This is a genomic window from Pyxidicoccus fallax, assembly GCF_012933655.1.
Taxonomy (GTDB): domain Bacteria; phylum Myxococcota; class Myxococcia; order Myxococcales; family Myxococcaceae; genus Myxococcus; species Myxococcus fallax.
The window spans coordinates 58,425-77,926 of sequence record NZ_JABBJJ010000016.1 but is presented as its reverse complement, the minus strand read 5'-3'; the positions used below and the strand labels follow the sequence as shown (position 1 = coordinate 77,926).

Genomic DNA, 19,502 nt, shown 5'->3' with positions numbered 1-19,502 from the left:
TCCCAGCCCCCCGGCGCCGCCTTGCTGGAGGAATCATTCCTCCACGATGGCCCGCCTCGGGCGCCCCCCTTGCTGGAGGAATCATTCCTCCACGACGGCCCGCCTCGGGCGCCCCCCTTGCTGGAGGAATCATTCCTCCACGACGACCCGCCGGGGATGCCGCCTCGCCGGAGGAATCATTCCTCCACGACGGCCCTCCTTCCGGAGAGGGCTGACATGCCAGGAAGGATGCGGCTCGCGCCAGGGAATGCCCTCTGGCAGCTCATCCGGTTGCGTGCCCTTCGGTCCATCCATGAGCCGAGGCGAGGGCTGACACGCGCGCGGGCTCGGGAGTCACGCGGTGCCGCGGGACGACGCCTTGACCGCCATGGAGGCTGCGATGGGGCACCAGGCACCACGCTCACGATGAGGGAGGGCGCCTCCGAGGACAGGAAGATTCCCACCTCGAACGAATCCGAGGCGCGGAAGATGCGCCATGGAAACAGAAGGGGCGGCGCCGGAATGGCGAAGGGAGCCGCAGGCAATCCTCGCGGCCTTACCGGACTTCCCTGAAGCAGGTTCGCGTCCTCCGGGTACCTGGCTCACCTGGGCCGACACCCGAGGCCGGCAGCCGAGGGGGCAAGGCGCCCCGCGTCAAGCCCTCCCGGGTCGTCCCCGGGTGACGGGGGAGGTTGACGCTCGGGGGAGGGAGAAGTGTCATGCGCGGGCGATTTCCCCGCACGGGACCTCATTCCATGACCGACCCCCGCAAGACGTCGAAGCTTCTCGGCGCGCTCCTCGTCTCCGTGGGCGCGCTCCACGCGACGCCCTCCCTCGCGGCACCCACGCCAGCGGCCACCCCTGTCCCGGTGCCCAACGGCGGCTTCGAAATTGCGGGTGGCACGTCCGGCCTGCCCGCCTTCTGGACCGCGAAAGGGCCGGGCAAGGCGACCGGCTCCGCCGAGGCGAAGGTGGAGGGAGCCCGCGGCCTGACCATCGAGAACCCCCAGGGTGGCGCTGAGACCACCGTCGAGTCCGAGGCCATGAAGCTCCAGGTGGGCCAGCTCTACCGGGTCAGCGCCTGGGTGCGCACGCGCGGCGTCCAGGCGGACCCGCTGGCGCGCTACCCCACGGCCCATGGCGCCTGTCTCTCCATGAAGAGCTTCCCCTTCACCAACTGCACGCCCGCTCCGGCTACCGAGTCCGGCGGTCGCGTGTCGGCGCTCTTCTTCGCCACCCAGGCGTCGGACCGCGTGCAGCTCCACCTGGGCCGCAACGGCAAGGCGACGGGCACCGCCTGGTTCGACGACGTGCGCGTGGAGAAGGTGGACGACATCACCGCCTACGTCCCGATGGAGTCCGTGCGCTGGTCCGGCAAGGGCTTCCGCTATGACGACGGCGGGTGGATCTACGTCCACATCGAGGGCGAGCCCTACGAGCGCGGCTCGCAGCTCGGCGAGCTGACAGCCCGCGAAATCGTCGCGTACATGGAGAAGCTCGGCATCCAGAAGGACAAGACGGATGCGGCCAAGGGCTGGAGCCACGCGCGGCTGCTCGCGGACGCGCTCTTCCTGCGCAAGTACGACGCCGAGTACCTGGAAGAGATGAAGGGCATCGCCGACGGCGCCAACAAGGCTGGCGTGAAGTTCAAGGACCGCGAGCTGGACCTCGTGGACATCGTCACCCTCAACTCCGCGGTGGACGCGGGCCAGCTGGACGAGGCCAACCGCGCCACGCCCACGTCCTTGACGGGCCGCACCTTCCTCAAGGCCGAGGACGAGACGGAGCGCGCCGGCAAGGGTGACCACTGCTCCTCGTTCGTCGCCACCAAGTCCGCCACGAAGGATGGCCGCGCCATCATCGGCCAGATCTTCATGTGGAACGGCTACACCGGCGTGCACTGGGACGTGATTCTCGACGTGCAGCCCACCAAGGGTCACCGCTTCGTGATGCAGACCTTCCCGGGCGGCATCCACAGCGGCGCGGACTGGTACGTCAACGCCGCGGGCATCGTCATTGGCGAGACGACGGTGGGCCAGACGCCCTTCGACATGAACGGCTCGCCCCAGAGCAACCGCATCCGCAAGGCGGCCCAGTACGCGTCCAGCATCGACGACGTCGCCCGCATCATGAAGGAGGGCAACAACGGCCTGTACACCAACGACTGGACCATGGCCGACACCAAGACGGACGAGGGCGCCTGCCTCCTGTTGGGCACGAAGAAGACGCGCCTGTGGCGCACCGGCAGCAAGGGCAACGCCTCGGACACGCCGGGCAACCTCAAGGACTTCATCTGGGCCAACAACAACAACCGGGACCTGGAGGTGCGCAAGGAGTACGTGCCCAACCCGGACAACGCCCCGGTGGACCTGACCTTCAACACCTGGAACCGCGACATCGCCTTCTGGGAGTACTACGCGAAGTACGGCAAGAAGGGCTTCGACCTGGACACGTCCATCCGGATGCTGGCCTCCAGCCCCATCAACCGGCCGCACGCGTGTGACGGAAAAATCACCACGTCCGAGATGGCCGAGAAGCTGATGTTCCTGGCCCACTACGGCAAGACGACGCTGCGCGAGAAGATGATTGGCAGCCGCTTCATGCCGGACCTGCCGGGCGCCACGCCGCACCTGTCCCTGGGCTACACCGCCTTCAGCCCCGTCGTCGTCGCCGACCGCCTCAAGGAGGCGCGCAAGAGCTGGAAGGCCCCCGAGGAGCCCGCCGCGCCGAAGCGCGACCTGGCCAAGGTGAAGGACGCCATCCACTTCGACGCCAAGAAGCTGTGGGCCAACACGGTGTTCCCCGCGTCGGACGCGGACAACTGGCTGGCCAGCGGCACCGCGGCGTACTGGAAGCTGCTGAAGGACCTGCCGGAGGCCGACGACAAGGCCTTCGAGCAGCAGCGCGACGCGCTGGCGGAGCTGAACGCGCGCTTCCTCTTCCTCTCCACGCGCGAGGCGGACGCGGCGCCGGTGAATCTGAAGACGGACTACGGCCGCTATGGCGCGTACACGCTGCCGCGCATCAAGGGCACCGTGGCGCTGCACCAATTGCGGCTCTTCTTGGGCAACGAGGCCTTCGCCAAGGCGATGAGCGCCGTGCACACGCGCTACGCGAACAAGGAGCTCACCACGGCGGACTTCAAGCGCACCGTGCTGGAGGCCACCAACAAGGACGTGGGCGCCTTCATCGCCCAGTGGCACGAGCGCACCGGGCTGCCCCAGCCGAAGATTCGCGCCACCGCCGCCCAGGTGAAGGACGGCTACGAGGTGACGCTGAAGGTGGAGCAGCCGGCCGCCCGGCCGTGGCACTTCGTCACGATGGTGGAGGTGCGCACCGCGAAGGGCTCCACCTTCGAGCGGGTGGAGGTGAAGAGCGCCAACGAGACGTTCACCTTCCGCACGGCCGAGGCGCCGGTGCGCGTGGTGTTCAACCCGTCCAACGACATCCCCGTGCCGCGCGAGCGCTTCCAGGTGCTCTACAACCAGACGGACGCCTGGGAGCGGCTGCTGCTGGTGCACGGCACCGCGCGCCAGACGGAGTCCATGCGCACGCTGGCGCTGGGCTACCGCGAGTCGCTGGCGGATGCCTTCACGGAGCTGTTGCCCCCCATCAAGCAGGACGGCGAGGTGACGGACGCGGAGCTGGCGGACCGGGACCTCATGCTCTTCGGCGGCGCGGAGGACAACGCGCTGCTGGCGCGGCTGGCCGAGGAGAAGAAGCTCCCGGTGGAGCTGGGCCGGCGCTACTTCCGCTGGCAGGGGAAGACCTACGGCCGCCCGGATGACGGCCTCGCCCTGGCGCTGCCCAACCCGTGGAACCCGAAGCGCACGCTCTACGTGTACACGGCCAACAGCGCCCTCCAGCTGTGGCGGATGACGCGCTCCTTCCAGCGCAACCTCCAGGGCTGGGCCCGCTTCCAGGGCGCGGACGTGAGCGCCAAGGGCTTCCACGACCTGGAGAACCTGGCGCAGGACGTCACCGTGACGCCGGCCCCCGCGCCGGCTCCGGCTCCGGCCCCCGCGCCGGCGCCCTCCGTGCCCGGTCCCGTCATGGGACAGCCGTAGTCGCACGCCGAGCAACGGCCCGCCCGCGCTGCCCGTGGGGCGGGCCCTCGCGCCCGGAGGGCCGCTGGGGAGCCAACCCGAGGAATAGGGACGACGCCCGGATGTTTTTCCTGTCCGCCTGGATGGACGACGGCCATCCAGGTCCGGCAGCATCCGCCGCCTCTTTTCCCCCTCTCGGAGCCACATGAGCCCCAAGAAGCCCTTTGCCCGTAATGCCTGGGCGTCCAGCGCCCTCGGCACGCTGCTCCTCGCAGGCTGTGCCACCACCCCGCAGCAGCCGGCCCCTGGCGCCGAGGCCACCGCGCAGGCGCCCGCCGCCTCCGCCTCGGCGCAGGCCGCCACCGAGACGGTGCGCTCGCTGGGCGTGGAGCTGAACCACCTGGACCGGAGCGTCCGGCCCCAGGACGACTTCTACAAGTTCGTCAACGGCAACTGGCTGAAGACCGCGTCCATCCCCGCCGACCGCGCCCGCTACGGCACCTTCATCGAGCTGGCGGACAAGGCCGAGCTGGCCATGCGCGCCATCATCGAGGAGGCCGGCGCCGCCCAGGCGCGTCAGCCCGGCTCCACGCAGCAGAAGGTGGGCGACCTCTACAACAGCTTCATGGACACCCAGCGCATCGAGGCGCAGGGCCTGGAGCCGGTGCGCGCGGAGCTGCAGCGCGTGAAGGCGCTGAAGAGCGCGGCCGAGCTGCCCGAGCTGTTCGCGGAGTTCATGCGTGACGGCGTGCAGGTGCCCTTCGGCATCTACGTGGGCCAGGACGCGAAGCAGGCCACGCGCTACATCGTCTACGCCAGCCAGAGCGGCCTGGGGCTGCCGGACCGCGACTACTACTTCAAGCAGGAGCCCCGCTTCGTCGAGACGCGCGCCGCGTACGTCGCGTACATCGAGAAGCTCTTGACGCTGGCCGGCGAGAAGGACGCGAAGAAGGCGGCGCAGGCCATCCTCCAGCTGGAGACGGCGCTGGCGGAGATGAGCTGGGACCGCGTGAAGAACCGCGACCGCGAGGCCACCTACAACCTCAAGACGGTGGCGGAGCTGGACGCGCTGACGCCGGGCTTCCCCTGGGCGCGCTTCCTCAAGGCCGCTGGCGCCGAGTCCACCCCGGCCGTCATCGTCCGCCAGCCCGACTACTTCCAGGCCATGTCCGGCCTGCTGAAGAAGACGCCGCTGCCGGTGCTCAAGCAGTACCTCACCTTCAAGGTGCTGGACGAGCGCGCCCCGCTGCTCAGCAGCGCCTTCGACACGGCGAACTTCGAGTTCCGCGGCAAGACGCTGCAGGGCATGCAGGAGAACCGCCCGCGCTGGAAGCGCGCGGTGGAGGTGGTGAATGTCTCGCTGGGCGAGGCCGTGGGCCAGCTCTACGTGGAGCGCCACTTCAGCCCCGCGTCCAAGCAGCGCATGCAGGAGCTGGTCGCCAACCTGCGCGAGGCCTTCCGCAAGGGCATCGACGGGCTGGACTGGATGAGCCCGGCCACCAAGGCCCAGGCCCAGGCCAAGCTGGCGAAGTTCAACGTGAAGATTGGCTACCCGGAGAAGTGGCGGGACTACTCCAGCCTGGAAATCACCGCCGGTGACCTGGTGGGCAACGTCCGCCGCGGCGACGCGTTCGAGTTCAACCGGCAGATGGCGAAGCTGGGCAAGCCCATCGACCGCGCCGAGTGGCACATGTCGCCGCAGACGGTGAACGCCTACTACAGCTCGACGATGAACGAGATTGTCTTCCCGGCCGCCATCCTCCAGCCGCCGTTCTTCAACCCCGAGGCGGACGACGCGACGAACTACGGCGCCATCGGCGGCGTCATCGGCCACGAGTTCAGCCACGGCTTCGACGACCAGGGCAGCCGCTCGGACGGCGACGGCAACCTGCGCGACTGGTGGACGGCCGAGGACAAGGCCGGCTTCGAGAAGCGCACCGCCATGCTGGTGGAGCAGTACAACGGCTTCAGCCCGCTGGAGGCGATGAACGTCAACGGCAAGCTGACGCTGGGTGAGAACATCGGCGACCTGAGCGGCCTGACGGTGGCGTACCAGTCCTACAAGCTGTCGCTCCAGGGCAAGCCGGCGCCGACCATCGACGGCTTCACCGGCGACCAGCGCTTCTTCCTGGGCTGGGCGCAGATCTGGCGCGGCCTGTACCGCGACGATGCCATGCGCCAGATGCTGCTGACCGACTCGCACTCGCCGCCGCAGTACCGCGTCAACGGCGTGGTGCGGAACATGCCCGAGTTCTACGAGGCCTTCGGCGTGAAGCAGGGCGACGCCGCGTGGCTGCCGCCCGAGCAGCGCGTGAAGGTCTGGTAGTCCCTTCCGGCCGGAGCAGGCTCGCCGCGCGTCACTGACGGACGCGCGGCGAGTCGGCGCGTGGGGGCGGGTAGGGCGGTGAAGGCCGCCTGGAAAGCGAGGGGGCGCGGGTGGACAGTGCTCCCCGGGTGCTTAGGCTGGGCGACACTCCTGATAGAGGTCCCCGCGTGAACGCCCTCGTCCTCCGCCTGGTCTGCGGCCTGTTGTTTTCCGCCCTCGTACTGGGGGCCGTCGTCCGGCCGCCCGACAACCTCACGCAGGGCCTGGGGATGATGCTGCCCGCGGCCATGCTGCTGGGCGTCGCCCTCAAGGGGCCGCGCCGCTCTGTCATGCCGAAGAAGAAGCGCGCGCCGATGCCGCTCCCCAGCGATTTGCCGCCGGGAGTCTGAAGGCTCAGCCGAGCCGCAGCTCCATCTCGATGTCCGCGCGCGCGTAGCCCGCCTCGCGCGACACCTCCTCACCCTCGCGCGTCGTCACGAAGCCGTGCTTGCGGTACAGCCCGAGCGCGGGCCCCAGCTTCGTGTTGGACACGAGGTACACCCGGCTCGCGGCGTGTGACTTCGCGAACCGGAGGACTGCTTCCATCAGCGCGTCCCCCAGGCCCAGGCCACGGGCCTCGGGGTCCACCGCCATCTTGCACAGCTCGTAGACGCCGTCCGCCTCGCGGCGCAGCGCGCACGTGCCCAGCACCTTCCCGCCGGAGAGGGCGAAGAACACCTCGCCCCCAGTGGCGACGAAGGTGCCGTGCGGGTCCGCGAAGCTCGCCACGTCCGCGGGCTCGAGCTGGAAGTGCTGCTCGATCCACCCGCGGTTGAGACGCGCGAAGTCCTCGCGGTAGCGCGCATCCCAGGTGACGACTCGCGGACCCTCGGACATCTCAGGCCTTCTTCGCGGACGGCTTGTTGATGTTGGCGAAGAAGTCGTTGCCCTTGTCGTCCACCACGATGAAGGCCGGGAAGTCGACGACTTCAATCTTCCACACGGCCTCCATGCCCAGCTCCTTGTACTCCAGGACCTCCACCTTCTTGATGCAGTCCTGGGCGAGCCGCGCCGCGGGGCCGCCGATGGAGCCGAGGTAGAAGCCGCCGTGCTTCTTGCAGGCCTCGGTGACGGCGGGCGAGCGGTTGCCCTTGGCCAGCATCACGAAGCTGCCGCCCTCGGCCTGGAACTGGTCCACGTAGGCGTCCATGCGGCCCGCCGTCGTGGGGCCGAAGGAGCCGGAGGCGTAGCCCTCGGGCGTCTTCGCCGGGCCGGCGTAGTAGACCATGTAGTCCTTGAGGTACTGCGGCATGCCCTGGCCGGCGTCGAGGCGCTCCTTGATCTTCGCGTGGGCGATGTCGCGCGCCACCACCATGGGGCCGGTGAGCGACAGGCGCGTCTTGATGGGGTAGCGGGACAGCTCGGCGCGAATCTCGCTCATGGGCTTGTTGAGGTCGATCTTCACCACCTCGCCACCCAGGTCCGAGTCGGTCGTCTCGGGGAGGTACTTCGCCGGGTCCGCCTCCAGCTGCTCCAGGAAGATGCCCTCGCGGGTAATCTTGCCGAGCACCTGCCGGTCCGCCGAGCACGACACGGCGATGGCCACCGGGCAGGACGCGCCGTGGCGGGGCAGGCGGATGACGCGCACGTCATGGCAGAAGTACTTGCCGCCGAACTGCGCGCCGATGCCCATGCGCTGCGTGAGCTTGAGCACCTCCTGCTCCAGCTCCACGTCGCGGAAGCCGCGGCCCAGCGAGTTGCCCTCGCGCGGCAGCGTGTCCAGGTAGCGCGCGGAGGCGTACTTGGCCGTCTTGAGGGCGAACTCCGCGGAGGTGCCGCCGATGACGATGGCCAGGTGGTACGGCGGGCACGCGGCGGTGCCCAGCGAGCGGATCTTCTGGTCGAGGAAGGCGAGCAGGCTCTGCGGGTTCAGCAGCGCCTTGGTCTCCTGGTACAGGTAGCTCTTGTTCGCGGAGCCGCCGCCCTTGGCCATGAAGAGGAACTTGTAGGCGTCGCCGTCGGTGGCGTAGAGCTCGATTTGCGCGGGGAGGTTGTTGTTGGTGTTGACCTCCCGGTACATGTCCAGCGCGGCCATCTGCGAGTAGCGCAGGTTGGCCGTCTGGTACGTGTCGAAGACGCCGCGGGAGATGGCCTCCTCGTCATTGCCGCGGGTGAGGACGTACTGGCCCTTCTTGCCCATGACGATGGCGGTGCCCGTGTCCTGGCAGGAGGGCAGCACGCCGCCGGCGGCGATGTTGGCGTTCTTCAGCAACTCCAGGGCGACGAAGCGGTCATTGGAGGACGCTTCGGGGTCCTTGAGGATGTGGGCGAGCTGGCCGAGGTGGCCGGGGCGCAGCAGGTGCGCGATGTCGCGCATGGCCTGGCGGGTGAGCAGGGTGAGCCCCTCGGGCTCGACCTGGAGGAAGGTGCGCCCTCCGGCCTCGAACGTGGAGACATGGTCCTTCGTGAGCAGCCGGAAGGGCGTCTCGTCCTTGCCCAGCGGCAGCATTTCCTGGAACTGGAAGTCGGTCATCGCGTGGCCTCTGCGAGTGTGCTGAGGGGGGTAGGCGTAGCGCCGATGCCCCCTGGATGGGTAGCCGGAAGGAGCCCGGCCGGAGGGCGGGCCGGGGCGGGAGGAGAATCTCTCCCCATGGGAGCTACAAGCAGCGGTGGAGGGCGCTTCAGTCCTCGACGGGCTCGAAGTCGGCCTTGGTGGCGCCGCAGTCGGGGCACATCCAGGTATCAGGGATGTCCTCGAAGGCCGTCCCGGGGGCGATGCCGGAGTCGGGGTCTCCCAGCGCGGGGTCGTAGATGTGGGTGCAGATGGTGCAGCGGTAGCGCCTTTTCATGTCCGCAGGATAACGCCGGTGGAGGGCGGGGAGGGGGACGGAGGGTCGGCTGGTCGTCAGCCCCCGAGACGACAACTCGCGCGCGGGCCCGTTTGTGCGATGCTGTAGCCCCCCGTGGCTTCCCTCACCTCTCAGGCACCGCTTCTCGTCATCATGGGTCTGCTCGCCATCAACGCGCGCGCGGCCGAGCCTTCGTCCGTGGAGCAGCGGGCGCGTGAAGACCTGGACCGGCAGCTCCAGGAGATGGTGAAGACGCCGCCGCCGGAGGTGGTCATCTCCTTCGAGGGCCTTCCGGGCGCCGGCACGGGGAAGGGCTACAAGCTGGTGGAGGCGGACTTCTCCCTCAACGGCCAGCCGCTGGCGGTGCCCGGGCCGGACAAGCTCAACGCGCCGGGCCTGCACCGGCTGGCGGCGGTGAAGGTGGAGGAGGGCTCCTTCACGCTCGTGTCGCGCGTCACGTACACGAATGACGCGTCGTGGAACCTCTTCAGCGAGGAGAGCGGCTTCCTGTGGAAGCTGACGGCGTCGGTGACGTTCCAGGTGCAGAAGGGGTTGCGGGTGAAGGTGAAGGTGATGCCCGGCATCAACCCCACGGCGCCGGACCCGCGGCTGAAGCTGAAGCTGTCGCATGATGTCTCGGCGGAGATGACGGCCCCGCTGGCGGTGTCGGCCCTTCCGGAGACGCCGGACGCGGGAACGCCCGCGAAGGTGGCGCAGACGCCTCCGCCGCCGCCTGTCACGACGCCGGTGCAGCCGGTGTCGGGGACGCAGCCGGCCTCGGGGACGACGGCGGTGGTGGCGGCGGTGGAGCGGCCGGAGCAGACGGCCGCGGCGTCCGCGCGGATGCTGCTGAAGGTGTTGGCGGGGAAGAAGCCGCTGGCGGCCACGGTGTACGTGCGCGGCAAGGGCGCGCCGAAGCAGGTGCTGACGGACGCGAAGGCGCGCACGCCCACGCCGGTGATGCTGCCGCCCGGCGAGTACACGGTGGACGTGCTGTCGAAGGGCTACCTGGCGCAGACGCGCAAGGTGAAGCTGACGCGGGAGGCGGAGCCCACGGTGGCCTTCACGCTCGCGAAGGCGCCGGCGAAGAAGACGCAGCAGGCCAGCGTGAAGAACGAGCGCGTGGAGCTGCCGAAGGAGCCGAGCTTCGCGGAGACGCAGTCCACGCCGCGCAAGGGCACCACGGCGGGGCTGGCGCTGCTGGTGGACCTGCTGGTGCGTGACGAGTCGCTGCGCCTGCGCATCGAGGGCCACACGGACAACCGCGAGGGCCCCGCGTCGTCGCGCAAGGCGCTCTCCGAGTCCCGCGCGAAGGCGGTGGCCGCGCTGCTGGTGGCCGAGGGGCTGGATGCCTCGCGCATCGAGACGGGCGGCATGGGAGACACGAAGCCCAAGGCGCCGAACCTCATTCCGAAGGGCCGCGAGCTGAACCGCCGCGTGGAGTTCGTGCTGCTGCGCACGAAGTAGGGGCGGGCGCCTCGAATTCTCCCCACCCCTGCCTTCATCGTCGACATCTTCCGGTAGACTCTCTCACTGCAGCGTGCTCCGGGCGCGTGTGCCAACGGACGGTGCTGCTCTGGAGGGGGGCCATGCAGAGTTCAAAGGAACCGGTTCGTAACGAGTACCTGGACCAGGTGCGGGAGCAGCAGCAGCGCCTGGAGGTGGACCTGAAGGCGCGAAAGGTGATGGCGCCCATGCAGGCGCAGGCGAACGCGCTGCCCCTGCGGCGCGTGGCGGGACCGGCGGCCGTGGCGGAGCGGACGGGCAACGCGGTGGACGTGCGCGTCACCGGTTTCTGGCGGTGGAAGACCGTCATCGTCCCGCCGAATGCCTACGTCGTCCACACGCGCCGAGGCCATGCGCAGCCGCTGCACATCGGCCTCGGCGTCTCGTTCCGGTTCGACCCGGCGCGGGACTCGTTCCTGGTCGCGCCGGGAGCGATGCAGACCATCATCATCAACGCGCACTGCATCTGCCGCGAGTTGCAGGGGCTGCTGGTGCAGGGCTACGTGCAGTGGATCATCGAGGACTTCGCGACCGCGTACCGGAAGCTGGATTTCACCGACGCGGAGGACCCGATGCGCGTGGTGAACGTGCAACTCCGCGAGCAGGCGGAGGCGGCCATCAAGGACAAGGTGGCCACGATGAGCATCGACGCGGTGCTCTCCGACAAACAGCCCATCATCGAGGAGCTGACGGCACGGCTGCGGCACGTGGCGGAGGGCGGTGGGGGCGGAGACAAGGGTCTGGGGCTGCGCATCGTCACGGTGCAGATCAAGGAGGCCGTGGTGAGCTCCGCGCGCCTCTGGGAGAGCCTCCAGACACCGTTCCGTGCCGAGCGGGAGCGGATTGCCCGGCTGGCGGCGCTGGGAACAGAGGAGGCCCTGGCACAGCGCGAGCTGGAGGTGGAGCAGGCGCGGGAGCGGATGCGGCTGGAGAGCGACGGCGAGCTGGCCATGCTGCGGGCGCACAAGGAGTCGGAGGCGTACGACCGCGAGCAGACCGAGAGGCTGCGTCGTCAGCAACGCGAGGAGGAGGACGCGCGGCGGCTGGCGGTGGAGCGACAGCAGTCCGCGCTTCAAGGCGCGGAGCTGGAGAAGGCGCGGCTCGCCGTGGAGGCGGAGCTGACCCGGCTGAAGCAGGAGGCCGAGGCCGCGAGGCTCAAGCGGGAGGCACTGGCCGCCACGGAGGCCGGGGATGTGCAGCGTGCGGCGAGCAACCGCCAGTCCCGCGTGGAGCTGGAGTTGCTGGAGGCGCGGCAGGGCATCCTCAATGGGCTCACTCCCGCCAATGTGCAGGCACGGCTGGTGGAGCTGCTGCCCGCCATCGCGGAGAAGCTGCCGAAGCCCCAGGAGCTGCGTTCGGTTTCCATCGGCGGGAGCGGAGGCACGCAGGACGGCCAGGGCGTGGCCACGCTGGTCGCTCAGATGATGGCCCTGATGAACATCCTGAAGGCCGAAGGCTCTGCTCGCGGGACTGCTCAGGCCCCGGTGGGCGGCACGGCCGTGCAGGAAGGGAAGGGCGGCCATCCGACGCCGCTGGAGCCTCGTTGAGGCACGGGATGTCACTCGCTCCCTGAGACGAACCACTCCCACGCGTCCTCATCCACCGCGAGGCCGTTCCAGCGTCTCCACGCGAGCACCTCCGCGCGCCATGCCTCCAGTCCTCCCCGGATGGGCCAGGCGCGGCTGACGGTGCCGCGCTCGGGCGGCTCGAAGTTGCGCACCAGCATGCGGTTGACCCGGTCGATGACCTCCGGTGTCGCTCCGGCGCGGAGCTGGAACTCCGCGCTCATCAGGGCGCCCGTCTCGCGGACCTCGCTCCGGGGATGCCGTGGCTCGATGAACGGCCACAGCCCCAGCAGCGGCGGCTCCACGCCTTCGAGCAGCGCCGCGTGCACGCGGTCATGCCCGTCCAGCACCAGCCACTTCGAGAGCAGGTCCACGTAGAGCAGCAGCACGGGCGGCAGCGTTCCGCCCCGCGCGTGCTTGCGCCAGCTCTTGATGCGGCCCTCCTCCGCGGCGGAGGGCGCGCGTAGCGGCAGCACGGCGCCGGGCCGCTGCTTCGGCTCCTCGTCCCACCAGCGCTCCTTCCAGAACGGCGCGAAGTGGAGGACCTCCTCCAGCGAGTGCGGCGGCGAGAACGGCTGGCCGAATCCCCACTCCATGGGGCTGATGGCATGGCGCGAGGCCCTGTCCGCGGGGATGGCCCGGAGGGGCCGCAGGCACCACTGGCCCGCGTACAACACCGTCGCCGGTGCCTCCACGAGCGCGCGGCCCGTGCGCCACGCCCAGGCCTCCCACCACGCCGGAGTCCCCGGTGCGTGCGTCACGCTCCGCACGTCGGGCGCGGACAGCGGCGGCAGCCCCCACGGAGCATGGGGCGTGCCCCGAAGGAAGGCGCTCTGGTCCCAGTAGGAGTCGATGCGGAACCACAGCAGCGGCTGGCCTCCGCTCATCAGGCGCAGCCGGTAGCGAGGCGCCGCCTCCAGGTGCAGGGACGGACGCTGGAGCCAGCGGCCCGAAGCGGGCACGGCCAGCCGCAGTCCCGGTCCCGCGACGGGCAGGCCCTCATCGTGGATGTCGTCAGGGCTGATGGCCACGCCTGGCTGCATGTGTCCTTCCTTCTTGTCCTCTCTCGAGGTGATTCGGCAGCCGCGGATGGAGGGGACGCACGCATCTCCCTCATTCTGACCCAGGGCAAGGCGTTTCCGCCCACGGCTTCGAGCTCGAGCCTCGCACGACCACGCCTCACGCCCGGTGACACGTTGGCGAATCGCCGGTGTTCCCTGTGAGTCCATCACAGCGGAGACATACCCATGGTTAGCAGACGCGTCGTCGCGTGTCTGACGAGTGCGCTCGTACTCGGCGGATTCCCTGGATGCACGGATACGGCTCAAGCCGATGCGCGGGCACGGGAAGTCCAGCCCACGGCTGAGACAGACTCCGTCACCCAGGCTCAATCCGAGATGCACGGCACCCATACTGGTAGACGGCTCTTCAGTCAGGCCTTCCCCAACACCAACGGCCGCTCCTGCGCCACCTGCCATGTTCTCGACGAGAGCACGGTCCTGCGGCCGGAGAACGTGGTGGCGCGGCTGGCCTCCACTCCAGGGGATCCGCTGTTCAATCGCATCGACGCGGATGACCCGAGCGCGGCCGTGCCCACCTATGAGCATCTGAAGAAGGGCCTCGTCCGCGTCGTCCTGCCGCTGCCCGCGAACATGGACGTCATTGACTACGACGGCCATGTCATCACGCCCGCGGACCGGAAGGTCGCGGTCTGGCGCGGGGTGCCGAGCATCCAGGACACGGCCATCACCGGGGCGTTCCAGTACGACGGCCGCGAGGCCCACCTGGAGGAGCAAGCCCAGTCCGCCATCACCAGCCACAGCGAGGGCGGCACGGTGGCGCCCGCGCACCTGCGGGCCATCGCGGACTTCCAGCGGGGCGAGTTCTCATCGCCTCGCGCGCGGTTCGTCTCGGACTGGCTGGAGCTTGGAGTCCCGCGCGCGCGGGTGCCCGTCCCGGAGGACTTCATGCTGCTCACGCCTCAGGAACGGCGCGGCCGGGAGGTCTTCAAGCTCGCCTGTCAGGGCTGCCACGGTGGCGCCACCCAGACGGACATCACCCACGCGGGCCTGAACGAGCTGGCGAGACAGGGGCGCGTGCTGAAGCCCGATGGCAACGTCGTCTTCACCGTCATCCCGGGTGTCGGGCCCGTTCCCGCGGTGACTCCGCGTGCGGACGACAAGTTCTTCAACGTCGGCTTCGCGTTCTTCTCCTACCTGGGACAGATTGGCCAGTTCCCCGCGTTCAACGCCTCCGTGGAGCTGCCGCGCTACCGCTTCCGCTTCTACACGGACGGCACGCGCCAGCAGCAGGTGACGGACCTGCCGCCCATTCCGAAGACGCTGAGCGGCGACCCGTACGATGGAAACCCGGCGCTGGACGAGAACGGGGCGCCCATCGTTGGCCCCAACCTCATCCCCCAGTGGTTCACCACGGATCCGGGCCGTGCGCTCATCACTGGAGACCCGCTCGACTTCGAGACCTTCGACATGCCGTCGCTCCGCGGCGTCGCGCGCACGGCGCCGTACTTCCACGACAACAGCCACGCGACGCTGCGAGATGTCCTCGATACCTACAGCCAGTTCATCCTGCCCTTCACCGCGCCGCTGAACCTACCCCCGGTCCACCCGCCGGAGACGCCCAATGGACTCCCCGAGTCGCTCAGCCCCGCGCAAAAGGAGGACCTGTTCCAGTTCCTGAACAGGCTCTGAGCCACCCGGCGGGAGCGCTACGAAGGAGAGACGTCGTATTCGTTCCAGCGGGGCAGGGGTGGAGGGATGTCCTCGACGGGGTGTCCCTCCTGCCGTGCGAGGTGGTACCGCAGCACCCGGAGCATCAGCGGCGAACTCCAGCTCCGTGTCGCTGCATCGAGCAGCGCGGACAGGTCCTCGTTCGACCTCAGTCGCGAGAGAGCCCAGACCACTTCATCCTCCCCCACGATGCGCGACCCGCGGGCGAATGAGTCCTCCTCGGCGAGCAGCTTCATCAGCACGGGCCGGCTGGCTTCCGCATCCACGCGCGCGAGCCAGTGCACCGCCTCGGCGCGCAGTCGCGGCTCGGAAGGTTCGAGGGCCTCCTGCCGCAGAAGTGGGAGCCACTCGCGCCGGCCCTCGCGCGCGAGGCATGCGGCCGCCCCGAGGCGCACTCGCGGATGGTCCGAGTGGACCAGGGAGGTGAGCCGGTCGCACCAGCCAGCCCCCGTCTCGCCCAACGCGAACAACCCCGCCAGCGCGAAGGCCCGGGCCTCGTCGTCCGGGCCTCGCAGCGCGGCCAGGAACAGCGCACGGTCTCCCGGCTCCGGCTGACGGGCCGCGCGCAGGAGCACGAAGCGCACCAGGGGCGCGTTGTCGGGATACCTCGAAGCGACGTGGGCCCAGCGGATGACCCTGGCACGGTCATGGTCGAAGAGGGCGTTGAGCAGCTCGCGCCGGACCTTCTCCGAGAGGTTGAAGTCGCAGAGAAGGGAGGCAAGGAGCGGGCGGGCCTCCCGCCATTCCACCAGCAGGCTCACGGCCTGGGGGAATTCATCGGGCAGTGGGCTGATACGGCGTTCACGGTACTCCCCGACACTCGCCGCGCGCATGACGCGTCGCAGGCGGCGCAGCAGCGCATCCAGCCCGAAGTGAGCCAGCAGCTCCGGAGGCGGAAGCAAGAGGGACTCCAGGGCTCGGCGGTGGAGCGAGGGCGCCACGCGGAAGAGTCGCCCCAGTTCCTCCTCCGACAAGTCCCACCGCTCGGGCCGTATCAGGTCCTCTGCCTCCAGTTCGCGGAGCCACTCTTCGATGAGGCTCCACGCCTCCGGCCGCGCACGGTGGGCCACGGCCACATCAAGATTGGCGCGACGGTCGTACACATCTCCCGCCGCGAGCACCTGACGGTCGGACGTGTACCAGCGCGTGTAGAGCCGCTCCACGAGGTGGGAGGGAAGGTGGAGGTCATCCGCTGACGCCAGCACCCGTGCCCGCTTGTAGGCAGAGGCCTCGTGCAGCGTGGTCTCGATGACCGAGAGGGTCTCCTCCGTCGTCGCCAGGGGAATGAAGTCCTCCAGGGTCGGAGTGCAGGGCCCCAGGTGGGTATGCCCCCCGCAGCCGTGCGGCGACTCCCGCGCGAGGAGCCGAGCGAGCTCCGGGCCAGAGAGCCGCAGGCCGAGCTTCACTCCGTTCCACAGCGCCACGTTCTGGACGGAGTAGTCCTCCAGGTCGGAGAACAGCAGGGCGCGAAGGAGCGGAACGTCCTCCGGGCCACCGAAGATGCCGAGCAGACTGACGACCCGTTGCCGGAGCTTCGAGTCCGTCGAGGGCGTCGTTTCGAGGAGGGACAGCAACTGTGCGCGGATGCTCTCGCGCGAGGACCACACCAGACTGGGGATTGAGGACAATCCAGACGCCGAGTTGGGACCGGCTGGCGAGACCGGCTGCGAGGATGCAGGAACGTCCATAAGGTAGCGGGCGCGTGGCCCCACCGCAACCCGGGTCCTGGAGGTTCATCGAGATGAGTGAGACCGACCTGGTGCGTGCGCTCGCGGCGGTGCTGCCGCCCGAATCGCTCGTCACGGACGCGGACGTGCTCGAAGCGCACCGGCGGGACCAGGCCCAGTGGGCTCCGGCCGGCGTGCCCCGCGTCCTGGTCCGCCCGGCCTCCACCGCCGAGGTGCAGGCCGCGCTTCGCGTCGCCTCGGCGCTGCGCGTCCCCGTGGTGCCCCGGGGCGCGGGCTCGGGGCTGTCCGGTGGCGCGAACGCGGTGGATGGCTGCATCGTCCTCTCGCTCGCGCGGATGAACCGGGTGCTGGAGGTGGACCGGCGCGGGATGTTCGCCGTCGTGCAGCCCGGCGCGCTCAACGCGGCGGTGAAGGCCGCGGCGGCGGAGCAGGGGCTCTGGTACGCCCCCGACCCGGCGAGCTGGGAGTTCTCCTCCATCGGTGGCAACCTGGCCACCAACGCGGGCGGCCTGTGCTGCGTGAAGTACGGCGTCACCGGCGATGCGGTGCTCGGCCTGGAGGCGGTGCTCGCGGATGGCTCCGTCGTCCGCACCGGCGGGCGCACGATGAAGAACTCCGCGGGCTATGGCCTCACCCGGCTGTTCGTCGGCTCCGAGGGTACGCTGGGCGTCATCACCGAGGCCACGCTGAAGCTGCGGCCCCGTCCGCCCAAGGCGACGACGCTCGTGGCCTCATTCCCCACGCTCGTCGGGGCCGGGGTGGCGGTGACGGAAATCATGGCCTCCGTGCGCCCGTCGCTCCTGGAGTTGATGGACCGCGCCACCGTCCGCGCCGTCGAGTCCTTCGGGAGCATGGGCCTGGACGTCGATGCGGCGGCGCTGCTGCTGGCCCGCTCCGACGCGGGAGGAGGGCAGGGCGTCGAGGAGTTGGCTCGGATGGCCGCCGCGTGCGAGGCCGCCGGTGCCACCTTCGTCGCGCAGTCCGCCGACGAGGCCGAGGGCGAGTTGCTCATGCAGGCGCGCCGGCTCGCCTATCCCGCGCTGGAGAAGCAGGGGGCCACGCTGCTCGACGACGTGGGCGTGCCGCTCTCGCGCATCGCGGACCTGCTGGCCGCCGTCGAGCAGATTGCCTCGGAGCGGGGTGTGCTCATCGGCACCTTCGGCCATGCCGGCGACGGCAACATGCACCCCACGGTGGTCTTCGACCGGAACGACGCAGTGGCGCTGGAGCGGGCACGGGCCGCCTTCGATGACATCCTCCGCGCCGCGCTCGCGCTGGGCGGCACCATCACCGGCGAGCATGGCGTCGGGGCGCTCAAGCGGCCCTTCCTGGGCGAGCAGCTCGGCCATGGCGGGCTCCGCCTCCACCACGCCATCAAGGGCGCGTTGGACCCGCTCGGCATCCTGAATCCCGGCAAGGTGTTCTGACTTCCCGGCCGGCCCCCCTGGTGGTCGGCATGTTCACCGGACGGGCTCTCCGTGGAGGGTGGCCGCCGCCCAGGCGTTTCGGTTACGTCTCCTGATGCGTGTCCGTGCCAGAGTACGCGCCCGGAGAGACCCCATGTCCCGCCTCGTTCCACTGCTTGCCGCCGTCGTCCTCGGAGCCCTCGCCTGTGAGCGGAAGGCTCCTCCCGCCGCGCCCGCGGCCCAGCCTTCCGCCGCCCAGCCGCGGACCGCCTCGGAGACGGGGCCCATCGTCATCGGCACGCTGGGCAGCCTCACGGGCTCGGAGGCCTCGTTCGGCACCGTGGTGCGCGACGGCATCCAGTTCGCGGTGGAGGAGGTGAACGCGAAGGGTGGGGTGAAGGGCCGGAAGATCGAGCTGCGCTCCTATGACACCCAGGGCCGCATCGAGGAGTCCGTGGCCGCGGCGCAGCGCCTGCTCACGCAGGACCGGGTGATGCTCGTCCTCGGCGACGTGACGTCGTCCGGCTCGCTGGCCATCGCGGACGCGGTGCAGGCTGCGCGGGTGCCCATGGTGACGCCCTCGGCCACGCACCCGGACGTGACGAAGAAGGGCGACTACATCTTCCGCACCTGCTTCATCGACCCGTTCCAGGGCGGCGCCATGGCGCGCTTCGCCCGGGAGAACCTCAAGCTGGACACCGTGGCGGTGCTGCACGACGCCAGGAATGCGTCCTCGCTCGGGCTGAGCGAGGCCTTCCAGGAGGCCTTCAAGAAGCTGGGGGGCAAGGTGGTGGCGGTGGAGGCCTACTCCAAGGGCGACACCGACTACCGCGCGCCGCTGCTGGCGGCGAAGAAGGCGAAGCCGCAGGCGCTCTACCTGCCGGGCTTCTACAGCGAGGTGGGAGTCATCGCCCGCCAGGCGCGCGAGCTGGGCATGACGCAGCCGCTGCTGGGCGGAGATGGCTGGGAGTCCGACCGCATCTTCGAGCTGGCGGGTGGCGCGCTGGAGGGCGCGCACTACTCGTCGCACTACGCGGAGGACAACCCCGCGCCGGAGCTGCAGCGCTTCATCACCGCGTTCCGGGCCCGCTATGGCCGCTCGCCCGAGGCCGCGTCCGCGCTCGGCTACGACGGTGCCCGCGTCGCGCTCGCGGCCATGGAGCGGGCGGAGTCCCTCTCCGGCCCGGCCATTCGCGACGCGCTCGCGGCCACGAAGGACTTCCCCGGCGCCACGGGCACGCTCTCGATGGACGCCAATCGCAACCCCGTGAAGCCGGCCGTCATCCTGACCATCCGCGACGGCAAGCGGCGCTTCGCCGCCGCCGTGACGCCCTGACCTTTCCTTCCGAGTGGGCTAGGATTTCTGGATGAGCAGGGTTCTTGCCTGGAGCCCTGCTCACGTCCATGT

The 19,502-nt window shown here is 69.8% G+C and carries 13 protein-coding genes; 8 read left to right on the top strand and 5 right to left on the bottom strand.

All coding sequences use genetic code 11. The features are described from left to right. The first annotated feature begins 734 nt into the window (after nt 1-734). The 3 genes from HG543_RS05575 to HG543_RS05565 all read left to right on the top strand — a co-directional run bounded on the left by HG543_RS05575 (nt 735) and on the right by HG543_RS05565 (nt 6,740). Complete coding sequence (locus tag HG543_RS05575; RefSeq protein ID WP_169343624.1) at nt 735-4,046, top strand: C45 family autoproteolytic acyltransferase/hydrolase; 3,312 nt, start codon at nt 735-737, stop codon at nt 4,044-4,046. A gap of 184 nt (nt 4,047-4,230) precedes the next feature. Then, on the top strand, nt 4,231-6,351 hold the full coding sequence (locus HG543_RS05570) for a M13 family metallopeptidase (protein WP_169343623.1): 2,121 nt from the start codon (nt 4,231-4,233) through the stop codon (nt 6,349-6,351). A gap of 167 nt (nt 6,352-6,518) precedes the next feature. Beyond that, complete coding sequence (locus HG543_RS05565; protein ID WP_169343622.1) at nt 6,519-6,740, top strand: hypothetical protein; 222 nt, start codon at nt 6,519-6,521, stop codon at nt 6,738-6,740. A gap of 4 nt (nt 6,741-6,744) precedes the next feature. Here the strand turns inward: HG543_RS05565 and HG543_RS05560 are convergent, their stop codons facing one another. From HG543_RS05560 to rd, 3 genes are all read right to left on the bottom strand, one after another. Further along, nucleotides 6,745-7,227, bottom strand: coding sequence for a GNAT family N-acetyltransferase (locus tag HG543_RS05560; RefSeq protein ID WP_169343621.1), 483 nt, complete (start codon nt 7,225-7,227; stop codon nt 6,745-6,747). Nucleotide 7,228: 1 nt separating this feature from the next. Beyond that, nucleotides 7,229-8,863 (bottom strand): fumarate hydratase, encoded by a 1,635-nt coding sequence (locus HG543_RS05555; protein ID WP_169343620.1) that lies wholly within the window; start codon nt 8,861-8,863, stop codon nt 7,229-7,231. A 148-nt stretch (nt 8,864-9,011) separates the two neighbouring features. After that, the gene (gene rd, locus HG543_RS05550) at nt 9,012-9,179 is read right to left on the bottom strand and encodes a rubredoxin (RefSeq protein ID WP_169343619.1); all 168 of its coding nucleotides are present in this window, start codon (nt 9,177-9,179) and stop codon (nt 9,012-9,014) included. Nucleotides 9,180-9,293: 114 nt separating this feature from the next. Between rd and HG543_RS05545 the strand changes: the two genes are divergently transcribed. Together HG543_RS05545 and HG543_RS05540 are read left to right on the top strand one after the other, a co-directional pair. Then, the gene (locus tag HG543_RS05545; protein ID WP_343073281.1) at nt 9,294-10,646 is read left to right on the top strand and encodes an OmpA family protein; all 1,353 of its coding nucleotides are present in this window, start codon (nt 9,294-9,296) and stop codon (nt 10,644-10,646) included. 122 nt (nt 10,647-10,768) lie between these two features. Then, complete coding sequence (locus tag HG543_RS05540; RefSeq protein ID WP_169343618.1) at nt 10,769-12,232, top strand: SPFH domain-containing protein; 1,464 nt, start codon at nt 10,769-10,771, stop codon at nt 12,230-12,232. 11 nt (nt 12,233-12,243) lie between these two features. Here HG543_RS05540 and HG543_RS05535 read toward each other — a convergent pair whose 3' ends face one another. After that, on the bottom strand, nt 12,244-13,293 hold the full coding sequence (locus tag HG543_RS05535; protein ID WP_169343617.1) for a hypothetical protein: 1,050 nt from the start codon (nt 13,291-13,293) through the stop codon (nt 12,244-12,246). Nucleotides 13,294-13,647: 354 nt separating this feature from the next. Here HG543_RS05535 and HG543_RS05530 point away from each other — a divergent pair, with 354 nt between their 5' ends. Next, the gene (locus tag HG543_RS05530; protein ID WP_246356780.1) at nt 13,648-14,961 is read left to right on the top strand and encodes a cytochrome c peroxidase; all 1,314 of its coding nucleotides are present in this window, start codon (nt 13,648-13,650) and stop codon (nt 14,959-14,961) included. Nucleotides 14,962-14,978: 17 nt separating this feature from the next. On the opposite strand, the gene HG543_RS05525 is transcribed toward HG543_RS05530, so the two are convergent. Beyond that, nucleotides 14,979-16,628: a HEAT repeat domain-containing protein gene (locus HG543_RS05525; protein ID WP_169343615.1), complete on the bottom strand. Its 1,650-nt coding sequence runs from the start codon at nt 16,626-16,628 to the stop codon at nt 14,979-14,981. A gap of 113 nt (nt 16,629-16,741) precedes the next feature. Here HG543_RS05525 and HG543_RS05520 point away from each other — a divergent pair, with 113 nt between their 5' ends. Together HG543_RS05520 and HG543_RS05515 are read left to right on the top strand one after the other, a co-directional pair. Continuing rightward, on the top strand, nt 16,742-18,115 hold the full coding sequence (locus HG543_RS05520) for an FAD-binding oxidoreductase (RefSeq protein WP_169343614.1): 1,374 nt from the start codon (nt 16,742-16,744) through the stop codon (nt 18,113-18,115). Nucleotides 18,116-18,248: 133 nt separating this feature from the next. Next, complete coding sequence (locus HG543_RS05515) at nt 18,249-19,430, top strand: ABC transporter substrate-binding protein (RefSeq protein ID WP_169343613.1); 1,182 nt, start codon at nt 18,249-18,251, stop codon at nt 19,428-19,430. Nucleotides 19,431-19,502 lie beyond the last annotated feature (72 nt).